This is a genomic window from Streptacidiphilus carbonis, assembly GCF_000787775.1.
GTDB lineage: Bacteria > Actinomycetota > Actinomycetes > Streptomycetales > Streptomycetaceae > Streptacidiphilus > Streptacidiphilus carbonis.
The window spans coordinates 59517-84410 of the sequence record NZ_BBPM01000004.1 but is presented as its reverse complement, the minus strand read 5'-3'; the positions used below and the strand labels follow the sequence as shown (position 1 = coordinate 84410).

Sequence of the window (24894 nt, the reverse complement as noted above, 5' to 3'; positions counted from 1 at the left end):
CAACCTGGTGATTGGCCTATACCTGTTCTTCACTTGGTCCAGACCAATTTTTGCGCTGCTCACCCCCTGAGAGGGTCGCTCATGCGTCTGTCCGTCTCCGGCCACAAGGCCACCGGGCTGCTCACCGTTCTCGCGCTCGCCACCGGCACCGTGCTCGCGGCCGGTCCCAGCGCCTCCGCCCATCCCTCGTCACCGGCCCTGGTGGGCCAGCGGGTCGGGTTCTTCACCCAGTGGTCCATCTACAGCGGTTTCTCGGCCAAGAAGGTCGACACCAGCGGCCAGGCCGCGAAACTCACCACACTCAACTACGCCTTCGGCAACGTCGGTTCGGACGGCACCTGCTTCGAGGCCAACCAGGCCGGCCAGGGCGACGCCTGGGCCGACTACCAGCGCCCGGTCGGCGCCGACGAGGCGGTCGACGGCGTCGCGGACACCGCCGCCCAGCCGCTGAAGGGCAACTTCAACCAGCTCCGCGAGCTCAAGGCGAAGTACCCGCAGCTGCACCCGATGATCACCCTGGGCGGCTGGACCTGGTCCGCCTACTTCTCCAGCGCGGCGGCCACCCCGGAGTCCCGGGCCAAGCTGGCCTCCTCCTGCATCGACCAGTTCATCAAGGGCGACCTGCCGGTGCTGGACGGCGTCAACGGCGGCCAGGGCGCGGCGGCGGACATCTTCGACGGCATCGACATCGACTGGGAGTACCCGGGCGGCGGCGGCAACGTCGGCAACCAGGCCAGCCCCCAGGACGGCCACAACTTCACCCTGCTGCTCCAGGAGTTCCGCAGGCAGCTGGACGCTCTGGGCCAGCAGACCGGCAAGCACTACCTGCTCACCGCCGACACCTCGGCCGGCCGGCCCAAGGCCGCGCAGCTCGAACTGTCCACGGCCGCCAAGTCGGTGGACTGGTTCAACCTGATGAACTACGACTTCCACGGCAGCTGGGAGGCGACCGGGCCGACCAATGACACGGCCAACCTGCACCAGGCGCCCAACGACCCGGCCAAGGCGACCGACCTCAACTACAGCATCGACGGCGTGCTCGGCGACTACCTCAGCCACGGCGTCCCCGCCAGGAAGATCGTGCTGGGCACGCCCTTCTACGGCTACGGCTGGAGCGGCGTCGGCCCCAAGAACAACGGCCTGTACCAGCCGGCCACCGGCACCCTCGGCAGCATCCCGTACAACACCCTGGTCAACACCCCCGGCACGCTGCACTACAACTGGGTCACCGGCGCGAGCACCAAGTACGACGCGGCCACCCAGTCCTTCTACAGCTACGACACCCCGCAGGTGCTGGAGAGCAAGGCCGCCTACTCCCGCTGGCTCGGCCTCGGCGGCGTGATGGCCTGGTCGCTGGACAACGACACCGCGTCCGGCGACCTGATGGGCGCCCTCAACAAGGGCCTGAACACCGGCTTCTGACAGCAGAACATGCCGTGCCCGCCGCGTGGAGGACCTCGCGGCGGGCACTCGGCGTCCACGGCGTCAGGACAGGTAGCCGCGCAGCAGCCGCTTGCACTCGGCGATCAGGGCCGGGTCGCCCTCGGGATCGGTGCGGAACGCGAGGCGGAGGACGGCGTCCGCGCACTCCAGCGCGATGCGCAGGGAGAGCCTCGGGTCGGGGCGGTCGCCGCCGGTGCCCAGCAGGTCGGCGGCGAAGGTCCACAGGCGTTCGGCCACCGCCGAGTTGTTGTCCAGCACCTCGTCGAGCAGATGCAGGTTGTGCTCGTCCTCGGTGATGCCGACCGCGCCGAAGTCCACCACCCCGAAGCCGGGGACGGAGCGGTGCATGGCGACGTACTCCTCGACCGCCAGGTCGACCAGCGCGCCGGCGTGGGCGGGCTGCTCGGCCTCGACCCGGCGGGCCAGCCGGTCGGTGAAGTGCTCCAGATTGCGCTCGGCGAGCGCGCCGAGCAGCCCCTCGACGCCGGGGAAGAACTGGTACAGGGTGCCGATCGGCACCTGCGCCCGGCGGGCCACCTCCTTGGTGGTGAGGGCGGTGTAGCCGACCTCGTCCAGGAGCTCGGCGCAGGAGTCCAGGATCCGCTCGAAGCGCTCCAGGCTGCGGCGCTGGACGGGACGGCGGCGTACTGCGGTGTGCATGCCCCCACTCTGCCGGATCGGGTGTAGCGTTGGCGAACAGTGAACACGAATGAAGCTCATGTTTGTCGAGAACTGCCAAGGAGTGGATCGCCGATGCCGCAGCTTCCAGCCTCGTTCACCTGGGGCGCCTCCACCTCCGCCTACCAGATCGAGGGCGCGGCCCACGAGGACGGCAGGGGCGATTCGGTCTGGGACACCTTCGCCCGGCGTCCGGACGCGGTCCGCGACGGCCACACCGGCGACACCGCCTGCGACCACTACCACCGCTTCCCCGAGGACGTGGCCCTGATGAAGGGCCTCGGCCTGGACGCCTACCGCTTCTCGGTCTCCTGGCCGCGGATCCTGCCGACCGGCTCCGGCCGGGTCAACCAGGCCGGCCTGGACTTCTACGACCGGCTGGTGGACGAACTGCTCGGGGCCGGGATCGACCCCGTCCCGACGCTGTACCACTGGGACCTCCCGCAGGTCCTGGAGCAGCAGAACGGCTGGCTGAACCGGGACACCGCGCACCGCTTCGCCGAGTACGCGGCGGTCACCGCGGACCGCCTGGCCGACCGGGTCGGCCGCTGGATCACCCTCAACGAACCGTTCGTGCACATGGCCTACGGCTACGCCTTCGGCGTCCACGCCCCCGGCCGGGCGCTGATGCTGGACGCGCTCCCGGCGGCGCACCACCAACTGCTGGCCCACGGACTGGCGGTGGCCGCACTGCGGGCGCACGGCGCCGGGCAGGTGCTGATCGCCAACAACTGCACGCCGGTCCGCCCGGCCGCCGGGACCGCCGCGGACCTCGCGGCCGCCGGGGCCTACGACAACCTGCACAACCGGCTGTTCAACGATCCGCTGCTGCTCGGCCGCTATCCCGACCTCTCCGACTACGGTGTGGCCGACCCGGGTTGGGGCGGCCTGATCCGGGACGGCGACCTGGCGGCCATCGCCGCACCGCTGGACGGCCTGGGTCTCAACTACTACAACCCGACCTGGATCAAGGCGCCGGAGACCCCGGGGGGCCCGCTGCCCTTCGATCTGGCCGAGCCCGAGGAGGCGTACCCGCGCACCGCGTTCGGCTGGCCGGTGGTGCCGGACGGGCTCACCGAGCTGCTGGTGGGGACAGCGGAGCGGTACGGCGACGCGCTGCCGCCGCTGTGGGTCACCGAGAACGGCTGCTCGCAGCCGGACCGGCCGGTGCACGGCGTGGTCGACGACGGGGACAGGATCACGTACCTGCGCGACCATATCGACGCGGTGGCCGAGGCGGTGGCCCGGGGCGTGGACGTCCGCGGCTACTTCACCTGGTCGCTGCTGGACAACTTCGAGTGGGCCGAGGGGTTCCACCAGCGCTTCGGCCTGGTCCATGTGGACTTCGGGACCCAGGTCCGGACCCCCAAGGCCTCCTACGCCTGGTACCGCGACCGGATCGCCGAGCACCGCCGCGGCTGACCCGGCCGCCCAGGCCGCGGCCGACCCGTCGCGGACCGACCCCGTGGCGGACCGGACCCCGACCCCTTCCCAGCGGTCCGGGCCGCCACTACACTCGCGCGAACATGAGATCACCTCATGTTCCATGCGCGGTGGGTTGGGAGTGCAGATGCCCGGGCTCAGTGTGGACACACCGCTCGACGGACCGGGCACGCCGGGCCCCGCAGGCCTCGGTGAGCCCACCGTCCGGGTCCGGGCCGGCTGGACGGCCGCACTGAGCCTGTCCACGCTGGCTGTCTTCATGGCTTTTATGACGCCGATCCAGATCCTGCTACCGCTGCAGCTGGAACACATCGACCCGGCGCACAAGTCGACCGCACTCGCCTGGGTCACCGGGGCCGGCGCGCTGGTCGCCGTCTTCGCCAACCCGCTGGCCGGCGCCCTCTCGGACCGCACCGTGAGCCGCTGGGGCCGCCGCCGCCCCTGGATCGTCGGCGGCGCCCTGGCCGGGGCGGCCGGACTCGCCCTCACCGCAGCCCAGCACTCGGTGCCTGGTGTGGCCCTGGGCTGGTGCGTCGCCCAGGCGGGGCTGAACGGCATGCTGGCCGGGGTGACCACCCCGGTCGCCGACACCGTCCCGGTCGGACAGCGGGCCGAGGTCTCCGGCTGGACCGGGATCATGCAGTCCTTCGGGCTGGTCCTCGGCGCGCTGCTGACCACCCTGCTGTTCACCGGGATCTGGTCCGGCTACGGCACTCTGGCCCTGCTCACCGTGGTGTTCGCACTGCCCTTCGCGCTGCGCTTCCCCGAGCCGGTGCTGCCGCGGGCGCTGCGGCCGGCACTGGACCTGCGCCGGATCCTGGCCGGCCTGTGGATCAGCCCCGGTGCCCACCCCGACTTCGCCTGGGCCTGGCTGACCCGATTCCTGATCAACCTCGGCAACGCCCTGGGCACGCTCTACCTGCTCTTCTACCTGACCGACTCGGTCCACTACGGCGACCCCGGCACCGGCGTGCTGGTCCTGACCGTGATCTACACCCTGTTCGCCGCGGCCACCGCCGTCCCGGTCGGCCGGATCTCCGACCGGCGCGGGCGTCGCAAGCCGTTCGTGGCGCTCAGCTGCGGGGTGATGGCGGTGGCTGCGGTCCTGCTCGCCTTCGTTCACTCCTGGACGGCGGCGATGCTGGCCGCCGCGGTCCTCGGCGCGGGTTTCGGGATCTACCTCGCGGTGGACCAGGCACTGGTGACCCAGGTGCTGCCGGCCGCCCTGGACCGGGCCAAGGACCTGGGTGTGATCAATGTCGCGAACTCGGGCCCGCAGGTGCTGGCCCCCGCCCTGGCCGCGCCGATCGTCGCCTTTCTGGGCGGCTACACCGCGCTGTATCTGGCCACGGCGGTGGTCACAGTGCTGGGCGGAGTGCTGGTCCGGAACGTCCGCTCGGTCGACTGAGCGGACGGATCGGCCTGGCGCCACCAAATAATCCTGCTGGGCAAATCATCCCAATCCTTCAGCATCCCGGCATAGGTTTCGCAACGATCGGCCTTCAGCCTTGACGGGACATCGCCCCATTGGCTGAGCTTAGGCTTCATAAGTTGTAACTGAGCTTGGCCGCAATGACGCGGCGGGCCCTGGTGGACGGTCGTGTCGCCAGGTCCTGGGAGGGTGGAACATGTCCGTGGACACGCCAGGATCGCAGTCCTCTCTGCATCGGGCCAATCTGGAACGGGTGCTGAGGGCGGTCCGGATGGCCGGCTCACTGACCCAGGCCGAGATCGCCAGGACCACCGGGTTGTCGGCCGCCACGGTGTCCAACATCGTGCGCGAGCTGAAGGACGTCGGCACGGTCGTGGTCACCCCGACCTCCTCCGGCGGGCGGCGGGCCCGCAGCGTCTCGCTGAGCGCCGACGCCGGGATCGTGGTGGGCGTGGACTTCGGCCACTCGCACCTCCGGGTGGCGGTGGGCAACCTGGCGCACCGGGTGCTGGCCGAGGAGAGCGAGCCGCTGGACACCGACGCCTCGGCGGACCAGGGCTTCGGCCGGGCCGAGCAGCTGGTGGCCCGGCTGCTGGAGCAGACCGGGTTCCGGTCGGACAAGGTGATCGGGGTCGGCCTGGGCGTGCCCGGGCCCATCGACGGCGAGACCGGGGCGCTGGGCTCCACCGCGATCCTGCCCGGCTGGACCGGGATCGCCCCGGGGCGCGAGCTCTCCAGCCGGCTGGGGATGCCGGTCTACGTCGACAACGACGCCAACCTGGGCGCGCTCGGCGAGCTGGTCTGGGGGGCCGGTCGCGGCCTTTCCGACCTGGCCTACATCAAGGTCGCCAGCGGCGTCGGCGCGGGACTGGTGATCTCGGGCCAGATCTACCGCGGACCGGGCGGGACGGCCGGCGAGATCGGCCACATCACCCTGGACGAGTCGGGCCCGGTGTGCCGCTGCGGCAACCGCGGCTGCCTGGAGACCTTCGTCGGCTCACGTCACGTCCTGAACCTGCTCAGCAGCAGCCACGGCACCGATCTGACGCTGTCCAAGGTGGTCCAGCTGGCCCAGCGCGGCGACCTGGGCTGCAGGCGGGTGCTGGCCGACGTGGGCCGGCAGATCGGCACCGGCGTCGCCAACCTCTGCAATCTGCTGAACCCGCGCCGGGTGATCCTCGGCGGAGACCTCGCCGAGGCCGGTGACCTGGTGCTGGACCCGATCCGGGAGTCGGTGGCCCGCTACGCCATCCCCAGCGCGGCCCGCCAACTGTCGGTGGTCCCCGGCACCCTGGGCGGCCGCGCCGAGGTGCTCGGGGCATTGGCCCTGGTCATGTCGGAGATGGGTGACTCTGGGGCATTGCCGGCCACCGACGGTAGGGATTCGGGCCGTTCTGTTGCGGTCGTGCCTTCAGGAAGATAACGAAAAGGTTCGGATTGGCGGCGGTGAGGATTTACTTATTGACGCCAGCCTCACCAGGGAGGTTGACTCCCTCACACCTCGGTCGCAAAGTGGCGACCGCGTCAGGGAGGCACCCCAAACGATGAACACTTCTCTTCGCCGCACTGTCGTCGCGACTGCTGCAGTCTCGATGGCGCTCGGTATGGCTGCTTGTGGCAAGGCCGGCAGCAGCTCCAGCTCCTCCTCCACCTCGGCTGCCGCGAGCAGCGGCTCCTCGGCCGCCGCCGGCGGCGCCGGCACCATCGGTCTGCTCCTCCCGGAGAACCAGACCACCCGCTACGAGAAGTTCGACAAGCCGCTGATCGAGGCGAAGATCAAGGAACTGGCGCCCAGCGTCCAGGTCCAGTACGCCAACGCCGCGGGCAGCCCCGCCACCCAGGCGCAGCAGGTCACCACCATGATCAACGCCGGCGTCAAGGTCCTCATCCTCGACGCGCAGGACGCCGCCGCCATCAAGTCCTCGGTCACCGCGGCCGTCGCCAAGGGTGTCAAGGTCGTCGCGTACGACCGTCTCGCCCAGGGTGCCGTCTCCGCCTACGTGTCCTTCGACAACGTGGCCGTCGGCAAGCTGCAGGGCCAGGGCCTGCTGGACGCCCTCGGCTCCAAGGCCACCCCGACCGCCAAGATCGTCGAGATCGACGGCGACTCGGCCGACCCGAACGCCGCCGACTTCAAGTCCGGCTTCAAGTCCGCTGTCGCGGGCAAGGTCGACATCGCCTACGACGCCTCGGGTCTGTGGAAGGCCGACGTCGCGGCCCAGAAGGCTGCGGCCGCGATCAACCAGCTCGGCGCCAAGAACATCGCCGGCTTCTACTCGGCCAACGACGGCATGGCCGCCGGTATCGTCACCTCGATGAAGAACGCCGGCATCAGCAACCTGCCGATCGGCGGCCAGGACGCGCAGCTCGACGCGATCCAGCGGATCGTCTCCGGCACCCAGGCCTACACGGTCTACAAGGCCTACAAGCCCGAGGCCGACGCCGCCGCGACCCTCGCGGTCGACCTGCTGAACGGCCAGAGCATCTCCTCGGTCGCCACCACCACCAAGACCAGCGGCTCCGGCGACAGCGTCCCCTCGGACCTGCTGACCCCGCAGCTGGTGACCAAGGCGAACGTCGAGTCCACGGTCGTCAAGGACCAGCTGTGGAGCGCCAGCGACATCTGCACCGCGGCGTACAAGGCCGCCTGCACCGCCGCCGGCATCCAGTAGGCAGCACTGACGAGCAGCAACCCAGCCCGACCGCCCCGCGCAGGAGATCCGGTCCCGGCCACAAGCCGGAAGGATTCCCGCGCGGGGCTCGGCGCGGGACCATGGGCAGTTGACGGGGCGTCAGCCCCGTTCGCCCGGTCCGATCACGTCACCGGCGGCCGCCCGACGGCGGCTTGACGTGGGGGTACGGGGGGTCGCTCCCCGAAAAATCTGGTGTACCGCATACCCGTCTGCGCCCGGGACGGCGCGGCAACCCACCCGAGGCACCGGGTGGTTAAGGAGTTGGTTCACGTGACAAGCGCACCCGTACTGGCGTTGCGCGGGGTCTCCAAGCGCTTTGGCGCCGTCCAGGTACTGACGGATGTCGAGCTCGAGGTCCACGCCGGTGAGGTGGTCGCCCTGGTCGGCGACAACGGCGCCGGCAAGTCCACCCTGGTCAAGACGATCGCGGGAGTTCACCCGATCGACGAGGGCCAGATCGAGTGGGAGGGCCGGCCGGTCAACATCCACCGGCCGCAGGACGCCCAGCACCTCGGCGTCGCCACCGTCTACCAGGACCTGGCGCTCTGCGACAACCTGGACGTCGTCAACAACCTCTACCTGGGCCGCGAGTTGAAGCGCCGCGGCACCCTGGACGAGGTCACCATGGAGCAGAAGGCCTCGGAGCTGCTCAGCACCCTGTCCATCCGCATCCCCAGCGTGCGCATACCGGTCGCCAGCCTCTCCGGCGGCCAGCGCCAGGTGGTGGCCATCGCCCGCTCGCTGATCGGCGACCCCAAGGTCGTCATCCTGGACGAGCCCACCGCCGCCCTCGGCGTCGAGCAGACCGCCCAGGTCCTCGACCTGGTCGAGCGGCTGCGTGAGCGCGGCCTCGGCGTCATCCTGATCAGCCACAACATGGTCGACGTGCGCGCCGTCGCCGACCGGGTCGCGGTGCTGCGCCTCGGCAAGAACAACGGGACGTTCCCGGTCCACGGGACCAGCCAGGAAACCATCATCGCCGCGATCACCGGTGCCACCGACAACGCGGTGACCCGACGCCAGAGCCGCACGGCGGAGGCCACCCAGTGAGCAACAACATCGAGACCCCCGCCCCCGCGGTCCAGCAGGCCGTGGACCCCCGACTGCTCGTCCGCGAGCAGGGCTTCTCCGGGTACATCAGCGAGTTCAAGCGGAAGATCCGCGGCGGTGAGCTCGGCTCCCTGCCCGTGATCATCGGCCTGATCGTCATCTGGGCCGCCTTCGCCGCCTCCAACGGCAACTTCCTGTCGGCCTCCAACTTCGAGTACATCGCCTACTACATGGTGGGCATCGGCACGCTCTCCATCGGGCTGGTCTTCGTCCTGCTGCTGGGCGAGATCGACCTCTCGGTGGGCTCGGTCAGCGGTCTGGCCGCGGCCATCTTCGCCGTGCTCTCGGTCACCCACGGGGTCAACCTCTGGCTCGCCACCCTGGCGGCCCTGGCCACCGGCGCCGTCATCGGCGCGATCCACGGCTTCGTGTTCGCCAAGATCGGCGTCCCGGCCTTCGTGGTCACCCTGGCCGGCTTCCTGGGCTGGAACGGCCTGATGCTGTGGCTGCTCGGCGACACCGGCACCATCAACCTGCCGGACACCGGGCTGATCCACCTCTTCGGCGGCAACAGCTTCTTCCTGAACGGCGACATCTCCGGCGCCTACATCCTCGCCGCGGTCGGCGTGGCCGCCATGCTGTTCAGCAGCCTGAGCGAGCAGGGCCGCCGCCGCCGCGCCAAGGTCCCGTTCCGTCCCACCAGCGAGGTCGTGCTGCGCACGGCCGTGCTGGCGGTCGCCGCGTTCGGCTCCGCCTACGTGCTCAACCTGCACAAGGGCGTTCCCAACAACCTGGTGTTCTTCCTCGCCGCGCTGATCATCTGCGACTTCGTGCTGCGCCGTACCAGCTACGGCCGCAAGATCTTCGCGGTCGGCGGCAACATCGAGGCCAGCCGTCGCGCCGGTATCAACGTCGCCGCGATCCGGATCTCGGTCTACTCCATCGCCGGCTTCTTCGCCGCGCTGGGCGGCCTGGTCATCTCCGCGACGATCAGCTCCGCCAACCAGGGCGGTTCCGACCCCAACAACCTGATGATGGCCATCGCGGCCGCGGTCATCGGCGGCACCAGCCTCTTCGGCGGGCGCGGCAAGGTCTGGTCGGCCCTGCTCGGCATGCTGGTCATCGAGTCCATCAACGCCGGCCTGTTCATGCTCGGCGAGGCCCAGTCGGTGCAGTACATGATCACCGGTGGCGTGCTGCTTGCCGCCGTGGTCGTCGACTCGCTGTCGCGCCGCACCCAGAAGTCCTCCGGCCGCGCCTGAGGCACTGCTGCTCCACCGGCTCCGACGCTCCACCGGCCCCACCGGCCGAACCGCCCCGGGGCGGACCTCTGAGGGGGAGGTCCGCCCCGGGCCGGCCGGTGGCTGCGAGATGCGGGGACACCCCGCACCACGCCGACTGCCCGGCACCGTACCGCTCCGGTGCCGGGCATTCGCATGCCCGCGACCCGGCCGGGACCTCGGGTGCCCCCGTTCGGAGCAGTCCCTACTAGACTCATGTCTCTCCGTGGACCTACGACGACGGAGTCGACGACGCAAGGAGGAACGGGTGGCCCTGCTGACCCGCATTCGGGGACCCCGCGACCTGGACCGGCTCACCCCGGGGCAGCTCAGCGTCCTGGCCGAGGAGATCCGCGGCTTCCTGGTCGAGGAGGTGTCCAAGACGGGCGGCCACCTCGGCCCCAACCTCGGCGTGGTCGAACTGACCCTGGCGCTGCACCGGGTGTTCGACTCCCCGAAGGACCGGGTGCTCTTCGACACCGGGCACCAGAGCTACGTCCACAAGCTGCTCACGGGCCGTCAGGACTTCTCCCGACTGCGGGTCAGGGGCGGCCTGTCCGGCTATCCGTCCCGGGCCGAGTCCGAGCACGACGTGATCGAGAACTCGCACGCCTCCACCGTGCTCGGCTACGCCGACGGCCTGGCCAAGGCCAACGAGCTGCAGGGCCTGACGGACCGCAGCGTGGTCGCGGTGATCGGCGACGGCGCGCTGACCGGCGGGATGGCCTGGGAGGCGCTGAACAACATCGCCGAGGCCCAGGACCGTCCGCTGATCATCGTGGTCAACGACAACGAGCGCTCCTACTCGCCCACCATCGGCGGCATGGCCAACCACCTGGCCACCCTGCGCACCACCCAGGGCTACGAGCGCTTCCTCACCTGGGGCAAGGACGCGCTGCAGCGCACCCCGGTGGTCGGCCAGCAGATCTTCGAGACGCTGCACGGCGCCAAGAAGGGCCTCAAGGACTTCATCGCCCCGCAGGGCATGTTCGAGGACCTGGGCCTGAAGTACATCGGCCCGATCGACGGCCACGACGAGCAGGCGCTGGAGTCGGCGCTGAAGCGCGCCAAGGGCTTCGGCGGGCCGGTCATCGTGCACTGCCTGACCCAGAAGGGCCGCGGCTACCGCGCCGCCGAGCAGAACGAGGAGGACCGCTTCCACGCCGTGGGAGTGATCCACCCCGACACCGGCCTCCCCGTGAAGACTGCGGGCCAGGACTGGACCTCGGTCTTCGGCGAGGAGATGGTCGCGCTCGGCCGCGAGCGGAGCGACCTGGTCGCCATCACCGCGGCGATGCTGCACCCGGTCGGCCTGGCCCCGTTCGCCAAGGAGTTCCCCGAGCGGACCTACGACGTCGGCATCGCCGAGCAGCACGCCGCCGTCAGCGCGGCGGGGCTGGCCACCGGCGGGCTGCACCCGGTGGTCGCGGTCTACGCGACCTTCCTCAACCGCTGCTTCGACCAGGTCCTCATGGACGTGGCGCTGCACCGCAGCGGGGTCACCTTCGTGCTGGACCGGGCCGGGGTCACCGGCACCGACGGTGCCAGCCACAACGGCATGTGGGACATGTCCATCCTGCAGGTCGTCCCCGGCCTGCGGCTGGCGGCGCCGCGCGACGCCGACCAGCTCCGCGCGCAGCTGCGCGAGGCGGTGGCGGTGTCCGACGCGCCCACCGTGGTCCGCTACTCCAAGGGCACCGTCGGCCCGGCGATCCCGGCCGTGGGCCGGATCGGCGGCATGGACGTGCTGCGCGACAGCGGCGAGCCGGTCGGCCCGGTCCGCGCCGACGTGCTGCTGGTGTCCGTCGGGGCGATGGCCGCCACCTGCCTGGAGGCCGCCGGAATGCTGGCCGCCCAGGGGATCAGCAGCACCGTGGTCGACCCGCGCTGGGTCAAGCCGGTCGACCCGGCCCTGCCCGGGCTGGCCGCGGAGCACCGCGTGGTGGTCACCGTCGAGGACAACGGCCGGGTCGGCGGCGTCGGCGCGACGATCGCCCAGGCGCTGCGCGACGCCGGGGTGGACGTGCCGCTGCGTGACTTCGGCATCCCGCAGGAGTTCCTGGACCACGCCTCCCGCAACGAAATCCTGGAGCAGATCGGGCTCACCGGGCCGGCGATCGCCGAGCGGGTGGCCGGCTTCGTGGCCAAGGTGACGGCGGGCGCGCCGGTCTGACCTGTGCGATCGCTGTGGTCCTGCCATGGCCGGGAAAACCCGCCTGCGTGAACCCGGAGTGACCGGGTAGCGTGGCCTGTGTGTCGAATCAGCCGCCGGACCGTCGCCGCTCGTCCGAGCTGAGGATGAACAGCGGCTCGGTCGCTCTGCCACTGGGCCGCCTTTCGCCGGGCGAGCTGGCCGCACGCGCCCGCGAAGCGCTGCGCACGGGCTACTGGGCCCGGCTGGTGCCCCTCTACGGGGCACTGGCCGTGCTCACCCATCTGCCGTCCTTCGCCAGGACGGTCTGGAGCCCGGACGAGGGCTACCTCGCCACCCAGGCCCGCATGCTGGCCGGCGGCGGGGTGCTCTACGACACCGTGGTGGACCGCAAGCCGCCGCTGCTGCCCTGGCTCTACGAGGGCGCCTTCGCGCTCTTCGGCTCGACCTCGCTGTGGCCGCTGCGGGTGCTGGCCATCGGCGCGCACCTGGCCACGGCCGTGCTGCTGGCGGCGATCGCCCGCAAGCGCTGGGGCAACCGCGCGGGCGCCGGTGCCGGAGTCCTCTACCTGCTGGTCTCGATCGGCCTGTCGCCCGAGGACAGCCAGGCGGCCACCTTCGAGGTCTTCATGCTGCCGGCCACCGCCGCCGCCTTCTGGTTCGCCCAGAACCGCCGCTGGGGCCCGGCCGGGGCCGCGGTGGCCGCCGCTTCGCTGACCAAGCAGACCGGCGGCGCGGTGCTCTTCGCCGTGCTCTGGCTGCTGCGCCAGGACAGCCGCAGGCCGGGCGGATCACGGCCGCGGACCTCGCTGGCCGCGCTGGGCTTCGGCTTCGGGCTGCCGGTCGTGGTGATCGCGCTGTCGACCGGGGTCAAGAACTTCGCCTTCTGGGTGATCACCGGCAGTAGCGAGTACGCCTCGCTGGACGGCGCCTGGCTGAACATGCTGGGACGGGCCTTCGGCAACGCCGCGATCCTGGCGGTCGCCGCGATGGGGCTGCTGGTGCCCCTGGCCCGGCGCTGGCGCCGGGTCCGGGAGGACGCCGACCTGTGGATCTGGTTCGGCTCCTCGGGTCTCGGCGTGATCACCGGATTCCACTTCTTCGGCCACTACTACCTGCAGCTGATCCCGCCGCTGGTGCTGCTCGGCGTCGGCGCGGTGGCCAAGGGGGCGGCCCGCTGGAAGCCGGTGCTGATCTACTCGCTGGCAGCCAGTGCCGCCTTCGTCGCGCTCGGCTTCCTCTGGCCGCACCAGCCGCTGCAGCACGCCGAGTCGGTGGCCGCCGAGGTGACCAAGGACACCAAGCCGCAGGACTCGGTCCTGGTCTGGGGCATGCACCCGGAGATGTACTGGCTGGCCGACCGCAAGCCCGCCACCCGGTACCTCACCGCGGGCCTGCTCACCAACTACTCCGGCGGGCGGAACCCGGAGAGCGTGGGCGTGGCCGACGGGATGCCCAACGCCTGGAAGACGTTCGACGCGGAGATGTCCGAGCAGCTGCCCGAGGTGGTGGTGGACGACTCCGGCGGCGCGCCCTACGCCCCCGAGTACATCGCCCCGATGCGGGCCCTGCTGGCGGCCCACTACCGGGAGGTGGGCACCGACGGCACCACGGTGATCTACCGCCTCAAGGATCCTCAGACCTGCCGCGTCCCCGAGTGAGAGTCTCCCACCCAGCCATGGCATCCTTTCCGGTGCACAGCTGGACGGTCGGTGGCTCAGGCCATGCTGATGAACTCCACGAGGAAAAGCTGAATGAAGCGCTCCGCAGACTCCGCAGGCTCCGCAGACTCCGCGGACAAGGGCCCGGCGGCCAACGGGACCCAGCAGGACAAGGCCGGCGGGCCCGCCGGAGCCGACACGGTGCGGCGCTCGTCGGCGCGGCGCTGGGTGGTCGCCGGGATCGGGGTGGTCGCGGTGTTCGTGGCGGCCGGGTTCGTCGGCTCGCTGGTGCGCGACCACAAGGCCAAGACGCTCAGCCCGCCGACCACGGCCACCGGGAAGCAGAACCTGGCGGTGCCGGTCTGGGGCCACGCGTCGGTCACCCTGACCGTGTACGAGGACATGCGCGACCCGGCCTCGCTGGCCTTCGCACAGAAGTACGACGCCACACTGGCACAGCTGGTCGGCTCCGGGTCGACCAACGTCGAGTACCGCGAGATCACCGGGATGGACGCGGCCCACGGCGGGAACGGCTCGCTGGAGGCCGGGAACGCGCTGGCCTGTGCCGTCGACACCTCGGTCGCGGACTTCGCCAGGTACCGCAAGGTGCTGCTGGAGAATCAGCCGACCGATCCGAGCGATGACGCCTACGGGTCGACCGCGGAGCTGATCAGGCTCTCCAAGAAGGTCAAGGCCCTGGATACGGACGTGTTCCGCAGCTGTGTGGACAAGGGCAACCACAAGGTGTGGGTGCAGGACTCGCAGAAGGACTTCGCCGCGGCCGGCTACGGCAGCGCCCCGGTGCTCACCATGACCACCACGGTCGCCGACAGCAGCGCCAGTGCCAGTGCCGCACCCACCTCGACGGCCACCGCCGCCCCGAACAGCACGCCGGTGGCCCTGGTCGGCAGCGGCTCCATGATCAGCCCGGAGCAGCTGACCGACGCGGTGATCAAGGCGGCCAAGGCCGCGCCGATGGCGGGCTCGGTCGTCGTGGTCACCGGCCCGAGCGACTCCGCCTCCGCCTCCGCGGCGGCTTCCCCCTCGGCAAGCACTCCCTGACGCAAGAATCGGGTGTGAGGCAGGACGAGAGCTCGTAGCGGGCCCGGCCGGTGCCGCCGGAGGCGGCAGCCGCGCCGGGCCCGCTGCCGCGGTGGTCCCCGCAGCACGCCCAGCGCGCACGCCGCCGCGCTGGGCAGGGTCACGCCTACCGGCAGTGCGGGGCTCCGCCTGGCAGCATCTCCGGTGGACCGTGTGTCCGCGGACGGCCCACGTCCGATCCGACGGCGACCCACTGAGGGGGAACGCGCCATGCGCTGGTCCGAGCACGCGATCTGGTGGCAGGTCTATCCGCTGGGCTTCACCGGGGCCGAGCCGCAGGCGCTGCCGCCGGACACGTCCCCGGCGCACCGTCTGGACCGGCTGGGCGACTGGCTGGACTACCTGGTCGGGCTCGGCTGCAACGGCCTGGCGCTCGGTCCGGTCTTCGCCTCCGAGACGCACGGCTACGACACCGTCGACCATCTGCGGATCGACTCCCGGCTGGGCACCGAGGACGATCTGCGCCGGCTGGTCGGACAGGCCGCGGAACGCGGGGTGCGGGTCATCCTGGACGGTGTCTTCAACCATGTCGGCCGCAGCTTTCCGGCCTTCGCCGACGTGGACGCCCGCGGCCGCGACTCCCGGTACGCCACCTGGTTCACCGTCGACCCGGCCACCGGCGACTACCGCACCTTCGAGGGCCACCACCGGCTGGTCGCGCTCAACCACGACGAACCCGCCGTCGCCGACCATGTGGTCGAGGTGATGTGCCACTGGCTGGAACTCGGCATCGCCGGCTGGCGCCTGGACGCCGCCTACGCCGTCCCGCACGCCTTCTGGCGCACCGTCACCGACCGGGTCAGAGCGCGCCACCCGGACGCCTGGTTCGTCGGCGAGGTGATCCACGGGGACTACCCGGCCTTCGTGGACAAGGGGGGCCTGGACTCGGTCACCCAGTACGAGCTCTGGAAGGCGCTCTGGAGCTCCTGCAACGACCGCAACCTGTTCGAGCTGGCCTGGGCGCTGGACCGGCACAACGCGCTGCTCGACACCTTCGTCCCGATGACCTTCCTCGGCAACCACGATGTGACCCGGATCGCCAGCAGGCTCGACGACGAGCGGCACCTGGCCCCGGCCCTCGCGGTGCTGCTCACCGTCGGCGGGCATCCGTCCGTCTACTCCGGTGACGAGCAGGCCTTCCGCGGGGTCAAGGAGGAGCGGGAGGGCGGGGACGACGCGGTCCGCCCGGCCTTCCCCCCGCTGCCGGGCGGACTGGCGCCCCACGGGGCGGTGCACCACCGCCTGCACCAGCAGCTGATCGGCCTGCGCCGGCGCCATCCCTGGCTGACCCGGGCCCGCACCTCGGTCCGGCTGCTGACCGACGCCACCCTGGTCTACACGGTGACGGACGGTCAGCAGATCCTCGCCGTGGCGCTCAGCCTGGGCGACGACCCGGTCCGGCTGCCGCTGCCCGGGCTGCCGCCCGCCGAGGGGGAGTGGCGGCATGCCGCAGGGCCCGGCACGGTGCGCGACGGGGAGGCCGAACTCACCGGCGCAGGCTGGCTGGTGGCTACGGCAGCCGGGCCGACCGGGGCGGCGCGCTGACCGGGAGACCGGCCCGGAACACCGCCAGCGGCCGGGCGCCGATCCGGCGGCGCAGCTCCCGCTCGGTCTCCGCGCAGTCGATCAGCTGGCTGAGCGGATGCACCGCGATGCCCTGGGCCGCCAGCGCGTACCAGACCCGAACCAGTTCGCGACCGGCGGCGACCATCTCCTCGGCGGTCTCCGGACGGCCGCTGAGGACCAGCACGCTGCCCTCCCGGCGCAGCAGCCCGGCCTGGGTGGCCGCGAGCAGAGGCGCCAGCGGACGGGCCGCGTGTGCGGCGAGCACGGCGCGCAGACCGAGCGCCTCGGCCCGCGACATCGCCAGCGCCCGGTAGCTGAGACCGTCCTGGTGGTACCGGGGATGACGGGGCGTCAACCGCAGCCAGGAGCGCAGCTCAGCGGCGACGCCGGGCGCGGACCACAGCCGGCGGTCGGCCCGGACGGCGAGGTCGGCCAGCTCCCGCGAAGGCAGCTCGGTCAGCCCCGCGGTGGTCAACTGCAGCCGGGCGCGGGCGATCTGCTCCGGGTCGAGGCGTGCGGCCAGGTGCGCGCCACGGGCGCAGGCCCGCGCGGCGATGTCGGCGGAGGCGAAGTCGGTGGCGTAGGGGGTGTCGGCGGGGAGCAGCCGGGCCACGGTACGGGTGGACTCGTCGACGAAGATCTCGGCACGGATGTCGATGCCTGCGTCGGCGGCCGCGATCAGCCAGGTCTCGACGCAGCCGCCGAGGCAGAGGTGGAGGTCCCGCCGGGTGGGGTCGCCGGCCGGCAGCGCGCGGGCCGGGTCCCAGCCGATGGTCAGCGCGTCGTCGGTGAAGTCGAAGGTCCAGGGCTGGGCGTTGTGCGGGCTGGGAGCCCGGGCGGCGAGGGGCGCCAAGGCGCGCAGGTCGTCCGTCCAGGTCATGGCCTGCCGCCCAGGTGCTTCACCGGGCGGGCGGGCAGGCCGCGTTCGGTCTCGGTGCTCAGCGGCGCGAAGGTGTCGATGTGGCCGAGTTCGCCGTCCTCGGCGCGCCAGGCGCCGTTGGTGTAGCCGTGCGCGTCCGCGGTGTAGATCCTGATCCATCCCGCGGTGGCCCGCTCGGTGCCCTCGTCGGTCAGCCAGCACATCAGCCGGGCATGGGCATTGCTCCGGGCGAACTTCAGCAGTTCGTCGCGGTCGGCGAAGAAGGCGATGGTGCCCAGCGTGAAGGGTGCGCGCCAGTAGACCTTGTGCCAGACGTAGCCCTTCATCCGCTTCATCTCCCGGACCATCCGCAGCCAGCCGGGCCCCAGCGCGAGGATGGACCACAGCCCGGAGTACCGGGTGGCCCCCACGAACATCGCACCGGCCTGCGCGGGTGCGGGCGCGAGCGAGAAGTCGTCACTGCGCATCGGGCTCAGCTCCCTTCAGCAGGTATGTGTTCTTGATGCCTGAGCCGCCCGCGAAGGGCCCGGTGCCGTGCGGATGGATCCGCACCTCGATCTCGGCCGCCGAGGCGTCCTCGGCCATCGACTGCGCGAAGTCCCGGCTGCAGGAGGCCAGATGGCGCAGTACCCCGGCCCGGCAGGTCTTCGCCAACTGCTCCCGCTCCGCCTCGCCCGCCGCGGCCCCCGGCCGCAGCTGGACGTGCACCACCGGACGGGTCTCCAGATCGGCGCCCTCCGCCAACCCGAGTGCGAAGCCCTCGATGGCCCCCGCCAGCGGGTTGCCCTCGTAGAGGCCGTACTCGACGTCCTGGGGGTAGATGTTGGCGCCCATGTAGGAGACGGTCGAGTCGGCCCGCCCGTAGAGGAACAGCAGCGGCAGTTGCATCCGCTCGCGCCGATGGGTCCGGGTGGCCTGCTCCAGCAGTTCGGGGCGTTCGGCGGCGAGCGCGGCGATCCGCTCCCAGGCCTCGGGGAAGCTGAGCAGGGTGCCCTCGTCGCCGATGTTGTAGCGCAGCTTCGGGGCCATCACCGCGGTGGAGTTGATGGTGCAGAGGATCTCGCCGGTGCGGCCGGTCCCGGTGGTCTCCAGATAGGTCTCCAGCGGGTTGTACTGGAACACCATCGGCAGCCGCTGCTCGTCCGGCCCGAGGAAGGCCTCACGGAGCGCGGCGTCCTCGCGGATCCGCCGGCGCAGCCAGACGCTGAAGGTGGTCTCGCCGCCCATGCCGATGGTCAGGTCCGAGGCTCCGTATCCGGAGCGGACCTTGGCGAAGACGTCGCCGACGTAGTCGCGCAGCGCCTCGGTCATCCCCTCGCCGCCGACCATGGCGGCCATCCGGTAGCCGGAGAACCAGCTCTCCCCGGCCAACCGGTCCCGCAGGTGCTTCAGGAACGGGGGATAGGCGGTGACCAGGTAGTCGTAGCGCGGCCCGAAGTGGCGCAGGGTGTCGACGATCTTCTCGATGTCCGGGCCGGTGTTCTTCACGGTGGCGATCCGGGCCATGGCGATGCCGGTGTTGGTGCCGGTGGCCCAGGCGCCCATCGAGTAGGCGTTGATCACGAACAGCCGCCGCGAGGGGAACACCAGCGAGGTGTACCCGGCCACATTGCGGTGCACCGTGTTCAGCTCACGCCGACTGCGCACCCAGTTGTACGGCGTCCCGGACGACCCCGAGGACTCGTCGACCACACTGCCGGCGACCTCGACCCGGCCCTTCCAGGACCGGGCGTCCTCCGGGTGGGCCCTGACGTACCCAGCCTTGTCGGTGGGCGGGTACGAGGCCAGCGAGAACCAGGTGAAGCGCCAGCCGTGGTCGGCCAGGTGGTCCCGGTAGGCGGGTACGTCCAGGGCGGCGAACTGGCAGGTCATCCAGGCGTGCAGGCGGGCGAAGTCGCCCATCCAGGGCCGGTAGTTGCGCGCCATGGCCCGCCACACCGCCGGATGCGAGCGGTAGACCCGGTACATCCCGGTCAGCCCGAAACTGACGATCCGCAACAGCCACTGGCGCAGAAAGCTCCCCATGCACCCAGTTTGACGGTACGTCAGCCGAGGGGCATCGGTGCGGATACTCAACCGCCCTGAGTAGTGCACCACTGGGGGCGCGGGGAACTGCGCGACCAGCCCTCTACGGAGGTGCATGGTTGGCAGCGCCTGCTCTTCATCGAGCAGAGCCCCGCGCCCCTCATGGTCTATGCCGGAACGCTGGCGATCCCAGGAGCCAGGAAGGGCTTCCCGTTGACCCGCTCAGAAACCCCGCTGCGGTCCAGGTAGGGAGTGATCCCGCCGAGGTGGAAGGGCCAGCCCGCGCCCGTGATCAGGCACAGGTCGACGTCCTGCGCCTCGGCGACCACGCCCTCGTCCAGCATCAGCGCGATCTCCTGCGCCACCGCGGAGAGCGCGCGGTCCAGCACCTGCTCCGGCGTCAGCACCACGTCGCCGACCTGCAGCAGCGCGGCGACCTCCGGGTCGATCTCCTGCTGCCCGGAGGCCCAGGTGTAGAACCCGCGCTTGCCGGCCTTGACGACCCGGGCCAGGTTCTCCGAGACGGCGAACCGGTCCGGGAACGCCCCGTGCAGCGTCTCCGACACATGCAGCGCGATGGCCGGTCCGACCAGCTCGATCAGCACGATCGGCGACATCGGCAGCCCCAGCGGCTCCACGCCCTTCTCGACCACGTCGATCGGGGTGCCCTCGTCGACGACCGTCTGGATCTCGCCCATGAAGCGGGTGAGGATGCGGTTGACCACGAACGCCGGGGCGTCCTTGACCAGCACGCCGGTCTTCTTCAGCTTCTTGGCCACGCCGAACGCCGTGGCCAGCGAGGCGTCGTCGGTGCTCTCGCCGCGGACGATCTCCAGCAGCGGCAGCACCGCCACCGGGTTGAAGAAGTGGAAGCCGACGACCCGCTCGGGGTGCTCCAGCTTGGAGGCCATCTCGGTGACCGACAGCGAGGAGGTGTTGGTCGCCAGGATGCAGGTCGGCGAGACCACGGCCTCGACGTCGGCGAACACCTGCTGCTTGACGCCCATCTCCTCGAACACGGCCTCGATGACGAAGTCCGCGTCGCCGAAGGCGGCGGCCTTGTCCAGCGAGCCGGTGACCAGGCCCTTGAGCCGGTTGGCGCCGTCCTGGTTGAGCCGGCCCTTGGCCTGCAGCTTGTCGATCTCGCCGTGGACGTAGCCCACGCCCTTGTCGACCCGCTCCTGGTCGATGTCGGTGAGCACCACCGGCACCTTGAGCTGACGGGCGAACAGCAGCGCCAGTTGCGAGGCCATCAGGCCCGCGCCGACCACGCCGACCTTGGTGACCGGACGGGCCAGTGACTTGTCCGGTGCGCCGAACGGGCGCTTGCCGCGCTTCTGCACCAGGTTGAAGGCGTAGATGCCGCTGCGCAGCTCGCCGCCCATGATCAGGTCGGCCAGCGCCGCGTCCTCGGCGTCGAAGCCGGCCTGAAGGTCGCCGTTCTTGGCGGCGGCGATGATGTCCAGCGCCCGGTACGGGGCCGGGGCGGCGCCGTGCACCTTGGAGTCGGCGATGGCGCGGCCGTGCGCGACGGCCGCGTCCCAGGCCTCGCCGCGGTCGATCTCCGGGCGTTCGACGACGGTCTCGCCCTTGAGCACGGTGGCGGCCCAGAGCAGCGACTGCTCCAGGAAGTCGGCCGGAGCGAACACCGCGTCGGCGATGCCCAGGTCGAACACCTGCTTGCCCTTGAGCTGGCGGTTCTGCGAGAGCGAGTTCTCGATGATGACCGAGATCGCCTTCGCGGGGCCGATCAGGTTGGGCAGGATGGTGCAGCCGCCCCAGCCGGGGACCAGGCCGAGGAAGCACTCCGGCAGCGAGAACGCCGGGACGCCGGTGCTGACGGTGCGGTAGTCGCAGTGCAGGCCGATCTCGACGCCACCGCCCATCGCCGCGCCGTTGTAGAAGGCGAAGGTCGGGACGGGCAGCGCCGCGATCCGCTTGAAGACGTCGTGGCCGCCCTTGCCGATGGCCAGCGCGTCGCTGTGCTCCTTGAGCACCTCGACGCCCTTGAGGTCGGCGCCGACCGCGAAGATGAACGGCTTGCCGGTGACACCGACGGCGGCGATGTCGCCGGCTGCGGCCTCGCGCTCGACCTGGTCCAGCGCCTCGCTCAGCTTGGCCAGCGAGCCGGGGCCGAAGGTGGTCGGCTTGGTGTGGTCGAAGCCGTTGTCCAGCGTGATCAGCGCGAACGTGCCCGCGCCGAGCGGCAGGTCGAGGTGGCGGACGTGGGCGGAGGTGACGACCTCGTCCGGGAACAGCTCGTGGGCGCGCTTCAGCAGCGCGGTGGTGTCGCTCATCACTTGCCACCCTCGGTGAAGTTGGGGTTCTCCCAGATGACCGTCCCGCCCATGCCCATGCCGATGCACATGGAGGTCAGGCCGTAGCGGACGTCGGGGCGCTCCTCGAAGCGCCGCGCCAGCTGGGTCATCAGCCGCACGCCGGAGGAGGCCAGCGGGTGGCCGTAGGCGATCGCGCCGCCGTAGGGGTTGACCCGCTCGTCGTCGTCGGCGATGCCGAAGTGGTCCAGCATCGAGAGGACCTGGATGGCGAAGGCCTCGTTGATCTCGAACGCGCCGATGTCGGCGATGGTCAGACCGGCCTGGCGGAGCGCCTTCTCGGTCGCCGGGACCGGGCCGATGCCCATGACCTCGGGCTCCACGCCGACGAAGGCGTAGGAGACCATCCGCATCTTGACCGGCAGGCCCAGCTCGCGGGCCACGTCCTCGGCGGCGATCAGCGAGGCGGTGGCGCCGTCGTTGAGGCCGGCCGCGTTGCCCGCGGTGATCCGGCCGTGCGGACGGAACGGGGTCTTCAGACCGGCCAGCATCTCCATGGTGGTGCCGGGGCGCATCGGCTCGTCGACCGTGGCCAGGCCCCAGCCGGTCTCCCCGCCCGCCTCGTCGGTGCGGCGCACCGCGACCGGCACCAGGTCCGGCTGGATGACGCCGTTGGCGTAGGCCTTGGCGGCCTTCTCCTGGCTGCGGACGGCGTAGGCGTCGCAGCGCTCCTTGGTCAGGTGCGGGAACCGGTCGTGCAGGTTCTCCGCGGTCATGCCCATGAACAGCGCCGACTCGTCGACGATCTTCTCGGACATGAAGCGGGGGTTGGGGTCCACGCCCTCGCCCATCGGGTGGCGGCCCATGTGCTCGACGCCGCCGGCGATGGCGATGTCGTAGGCGCCGAAGGCGATGCCGCCGGCGACCGAGGTGGCGGCGGTCATCGCGCCGGCGCACATCCGGTCGATCGAGTAGCCGGGCACCGTCTTCGGCAGACCGGCCAGCAGCGCCGCGCTGCGGCCCAGGGTGAGGCCCTGGTCGCCGATCTGCGTGGTGGCGGCGATGGCCACCTCGTCCACGCGGGCCGGGTCCAGGCTCGGGTTGCGGCGCAGCAGCTCGCGGATGGCCTTGATCACAAGATCGTCGGCGCGGGTCTCCGCGTAGATGCCCTTCGGTCCGGCCTTGCCGAACGGGGTGCGGACGCCGTCGACGAAGACGACGTCCCTCGCGGTACGAGGCACGGTGGCTCTCCTCCCAAGTCCCCAAGTGGGGGCCCAAATGACGTGGCGGCCCAGCTGGACCGGTGCGGGGCAGCCGCCGCCCGTGACGGGTCGACGACGTCCCTGGAAGAGATGCTACCTGCTAGTAACTTCGTTTCCCATACCGAACCCGCAGCGGCTCCGGCAGGGCTTGGTCACACCCCCGCCGACCCCGGCGGCAGCCCTGCCGGGGTCAGCCCTGGGTGCTGGACGGGGCCGCGGGGGACAGCGGTGCGGGGGTGCGGGCCTGCGCGAACGCCTTGGCGAGGACCGGCGACACCAGCTCGGCCTGCCAGGGGCGCGCACCGTGGCCGCGCAGCGCCGCGGCGACCGCCTCCGGCGTGGCCGGGACCGGCGGGGCCCAGGAGACCCGGCGCACCAGGTCCGGCGAGACCAGGTTCTCCTGCGGCAGGTTCAGCGATTCGGCGAGCGCTCCCACCGCGCTGCGCGCGCCCGCGAGCCGGGCCGCGGCCAGCGGGTCCTTCTCGGCCCAGGACCGCGGCGGCGGGGGGCCCTCGTGCGGGGCCGAGGGCGGCGGCAGCTGCGCCTCGGGGATCGCCCGGGCCGCCTCGACCGCCCCGAACCACTGCTCCAGCGCCCGGCGGTGCACCCGTGGGCCGAAGCCGGGCAGCGCCTGCAACGCGTGGATGTTGGCAGGCATGGCCAGGGCCGCGGCGACGATGGCGGCGTCGGAGAGGATCCGGCCCGGCGAGATGTCACGCTCGCGGGCGACCCGGTCCCGGTTCTGCCACAGCTCCTTGACCGCGGCCAGCTGTCGGCGGCGGCGCACCTTGTGCACCCCGGAGGTCCGGCGCCAGGGGTCGACCCTGGGCGCGGGCGGCCCGGCGGCGGCGATCGCGGCGAACTCCTCCTTGGCCCACTCCAGCTTCCCCTGGGCTTCCAGCTCCTGCTCCAGCGCGTCCCGCAGGTCCACCAGCACCTCGACGTCCAGTGCGGCGTAGCGCAGCCAGGGCTCGGGGAGCGGACGGGTGGACCAGTCGACGGCGGAGTGGCCCTTCTCCAGGGTGAAGCCCAGCACGCTCTCGACCATCGGTCCCAGTCCGACCCTGGGGAAGCCGGCGATGCGGCCTGCCAGCTCGGTGTCGAACAGCGTGGTCGGCCGCATGCCCAGCTCGGCCAGGCAGGGCAGGTCCTGGGTGGCGGCGTGCAGCACCCACTCGGTGTCGGCCAGGACCGCGCCGAGGGAGGACAGGTCGGGGCAGCCGACCGGGTCGATCAGGGTGCTGCCCGCGCCCTGGCGGCGCAGCTGCACCAGGTACGCCCGCTGTCCGTAGCGGTAGCCGGAGGCGCGTTCGGCATCGATGGCGACCGGGCCGGTGCCGGCGGCGAAGCGGGCCACGATCTCGGCGAGGGCCGCGTCGTCGGCGACCACCGGGGGGATCCCCTCGCGCGGCTCCAGCAGCGGAATCGGACCGCCGGCCTCCGGGGTGCCGACCCCGTCGGCGGCAGCGTGGCTGCCGGTGGCGTCGTCGGTGCTGTCGCTGGTGGCTTCGCGGGCGTCGGTCACGCGCCAAGCCTACGCCCGTGCGCCTTCCCGTCCGCCTGCGCGCACGGGGCCGTACAGGCGGCGCACGGTCGCGGCGCCGCACCCGGACCCGGCGGCACCCCACCGTGACGGGCGGAGGAACGTTCCGTCGTACGGTGGGGCACCGGTCGTACTAGTGGATGATCCCGGTCCGCAGCGCGACCGCGACCATCCCGGCCCGGTCGCCGGTGCCCAGCTTGCGGGCGATCCGGGCGAGGTGGCTCTTCACGGTGAGCGCGGACAGCCCCATGGCGACGCCGATCGCCTTGTTGGACTGGCCCTCGGCGACCAGGCGGAGCACCTCCACCTCGCGCCCGGACAGCTCGCGGTAGGCGGGCGGCGGGGGAGTGCCGGGCGCGCCGGTGGCGGTGCCGGGGGCGCCGCCCGGTGCGCCGGGGGGCATCCCCGG

At 71.6% G+C, this 24894-nt stretch carries 19 protein-coding genes; 11 read left to right on the top strand and 8 right to left on the bottom strand.

Annotated elements, in window-relative coordinates:
* Positions 1-81 precede the first annotated feature (81 nt).
* The gene (locus TR46_RS04390) at positions 82-1422 is read left to right on the top strand and encodes a glycoside hydrolase family 18 protein (protein ID WP_042393703.1); all 1341 of its coding nucleotides are present in this window, start codon (positions 82-84) and stop codon (positions 1420-1422) included.
* Positions 1423-1485: 63 nt separating this feature from the next.
* Here the strand turns inward: TR46_RS04390 and TR46_RS04385 are convergent, their stop codons facing one another.
* Entirely contained in the window at positions 1486-2103 is a 618-nt protein-coding gene (locus tag TR46_RS04385) for a TetR/AcrR family transcriptional regulator (RefSeq protein ID WP_042393700.1), read from the bottom strand.
* A 93-nt stretch (positions 2104-2196) separates the two neighbouring features.
* Here TR46_RS04385 and TR46_RS04380 point away from each other — a divergent pair, with 93 nt between their 5' ends.
* From TR46_RS04380 to TR46_RS04335, 10 genes are all read left to right on the top strand, one after another.
* Positions 2197-3543 (top strand): GH1 family beta-glucosidase, encoded by a 1347-nt coding sequence (locus tag TR46_RS04380; protein WP_174505089.1) that lies wholly within the window; start codon positions 2197-2199, stop codon positions 3541-3543.
* Between the two features lie 148 nt (positions 3544-3691).
* A complete protein-coding gene (locus TR46_RS04375) occupies positions 3692-4972 on the top strand; it encodes an MFS transporter (RefSeq protein ID WP_042394113.1) in 1281 nt (426 codons plus the stop codon).
* A gap of 226 nt (positions 4973-5198) precedes the next feature.
* Positions 5199-6419: an ROK family transcriptional regulator gene (locus TR46_RS04370; RefSeq protein ID WP_042394109.1), complete on the top strand. Its 1221-nt coding sequence runs from the start codon at positions 5199-5201 to the stop codon at positions 6417-6419.
* Positions 6420-6540: 121 nt separating this feature from the next.
* Positions 6541-7668, top strand: coding sequence for a sugar ABC transporter substrate-binding protein (locus TR46_RS04365; protein WP_042393697.1), 1128 nt, complete (start codon positions 6541-6543; stop codon positions 7666-7668).
* Positions 7669-7950: 282 nt separating this feature from the next.
* Positions 7951-8739, top strand: coding sequence for an ATP-binding cassette domain-containing protein (locus TR46_RS04360; protein WP_174505088.1), 789 nt, complete (start codon positions 7951-7953; stop codon positions 8737-8739).
* Positions 8736-10001, top strand: a complete 1266-nt coding sequence (locus tag TR46_RS04355; protein ID WP_042393690.1) for a sugar ABC transporter permease — start codon at positions 8736-8738, stop codon at positions 9999-10001. The genes TR46_RS04360 and TR46_RS04355 overlap by 4 nt, the downstream gene beginning before the upstream one ends.
* Before the next feature lie 286 nt (positions 10002-10287).
* On the top strand, positions 10288-12192 hold the full coding sequence (gene dxs, locus TR46_RS04350; RefSeq protein WP_042393687.1) for a 1-deoxy-D-xylulose-5-phosphate synthase: 1905 nt from the start codon (positions 10288-10290) through the stop codon (positions 12190-12192).
* A gap of 125 nt (positions 12193-12317) precedes the next feature.
* Positions 12318-13832 (top strand): ArnT family glycosyltransferase, encoded by a 1515-nt coding sequence (locus tag TR46_RS04345; RefSeq protein WP_063770522.1) that lies wholly within the window; start codon positions 12318-12320, stop codon positions 13830-13832.
* A gap of 93 nt (positions 13833-13925) precedes the next feature.
* The gene (locus TR46_RS37670; RefSeq protein WP_052432535.1) at positions 13926-14894 is read left to right on the top strand and encodes a DsbA family protein; all 969 of its coding nucleotides are present in this window, start codon (positions 13926-13928) and stop codon (positions 14892-14894) included.
* 249 nt (positions 14895-15143) lie between these two features.
* Positions 15144-16478 (top strand): alpha-amylase family protein, encoded by a 1335-nt coding sequence (locus TR46_RS04335; protein ID WP_042393684.1) that lies wholly within the window; start codon positions 15144-15146, stop codon positions 16476-16478.
* Here the strand turns inward: TR46_RS04335 and TR46_RS04330 are convergent.
* The 7 genes from TR46_RS04330 to TR46_RS04300 all read right to left on the bottom strand — a co-directional run.
* Positions 16444-17379 (bottom strand): nitroreductase family protein, encoded by a 936-nt coding sequence (locus tag TR46_RS04330; RefSeq protein WP_042393681.1) that lies wholly within the window; start codon positions 17377-17379, stop codon positions 16444-16446. The two genes, TR46_RS04335 and TR46_RS04330, sit on opposite strands and share 35 nt — an antisense overlap.
* Positions 17376-17846: a hypothetical protein gene (locus TR46_RS04325; RefSeq protein ID WP_042393677.1), complete on the bottom strand. Its 471-nt coding sequence runs from the start codon at positions 17844-17846 to the stop codon at positions 17376-17378. Before TR46_RS04325 ends, TR46_RS04330 begins: the two co-directional genes overlap by 4 nt.
* The gene (locus TR46_RS04320; protein ID WP_042393675.1) at positions 17836-19404 is read right to left on the bottom strand and encodes a phenylacetate--CoA ligase family protein; all 1569 of its coding nucleotides are present in this window, start codon (positions 19402-19404) and stop codon (positions 17836-17838) included. Before TR46_RS04320 ends, TR46_RS04325 begins: the two co-directional genes overlap by 11 nt.
* Positions 19405-19571: 167 nt before the next feature.
* On the bottom strand, positions 19572-21701 hold the full coding sequence (locus TR46_RS04315; protein WP_042393672.1) for a 3-hydroxyacyl-CoA dehydrogenase NAD-binding domain-containing protein: 2130 nt from the start codon (positions 21699-21701) through the stop codon (positions 19572-19574).
* Complete coding sequence (locus TR46_RS04310; RefSeq protein WP_042393669.1) at positions 21701-22921, bottom strand: thiolase family protein; 1221 nt, start codon at positions 22919-22921, stop codon at positions 21701-21703. Before TR46_RS04310 ends, TR46_RS04315 begins: the two co-directional genes overlap by 1 nt.
* Before the next feature lie 211 nt (positions 22922-23132).
* Positions 23133-24467, bottom strand: coding sequence for a ribonuclease D (locus TR46_RS04305; RefSeq protein WP_042393666.1), 1335 nt, complete (start codon positions 24465-24467; stop codon positions 23133-23135).
* A 151-nt stretch (positions 24468-24618) separates the two neighbouring features.
* The coding region (locus TR46_RS04300; protein ID WP_236655197.1) for a response regulator transcription factor at positions 24619-24894 on the bottom strand (276 nt) is incomplete at its 5' end.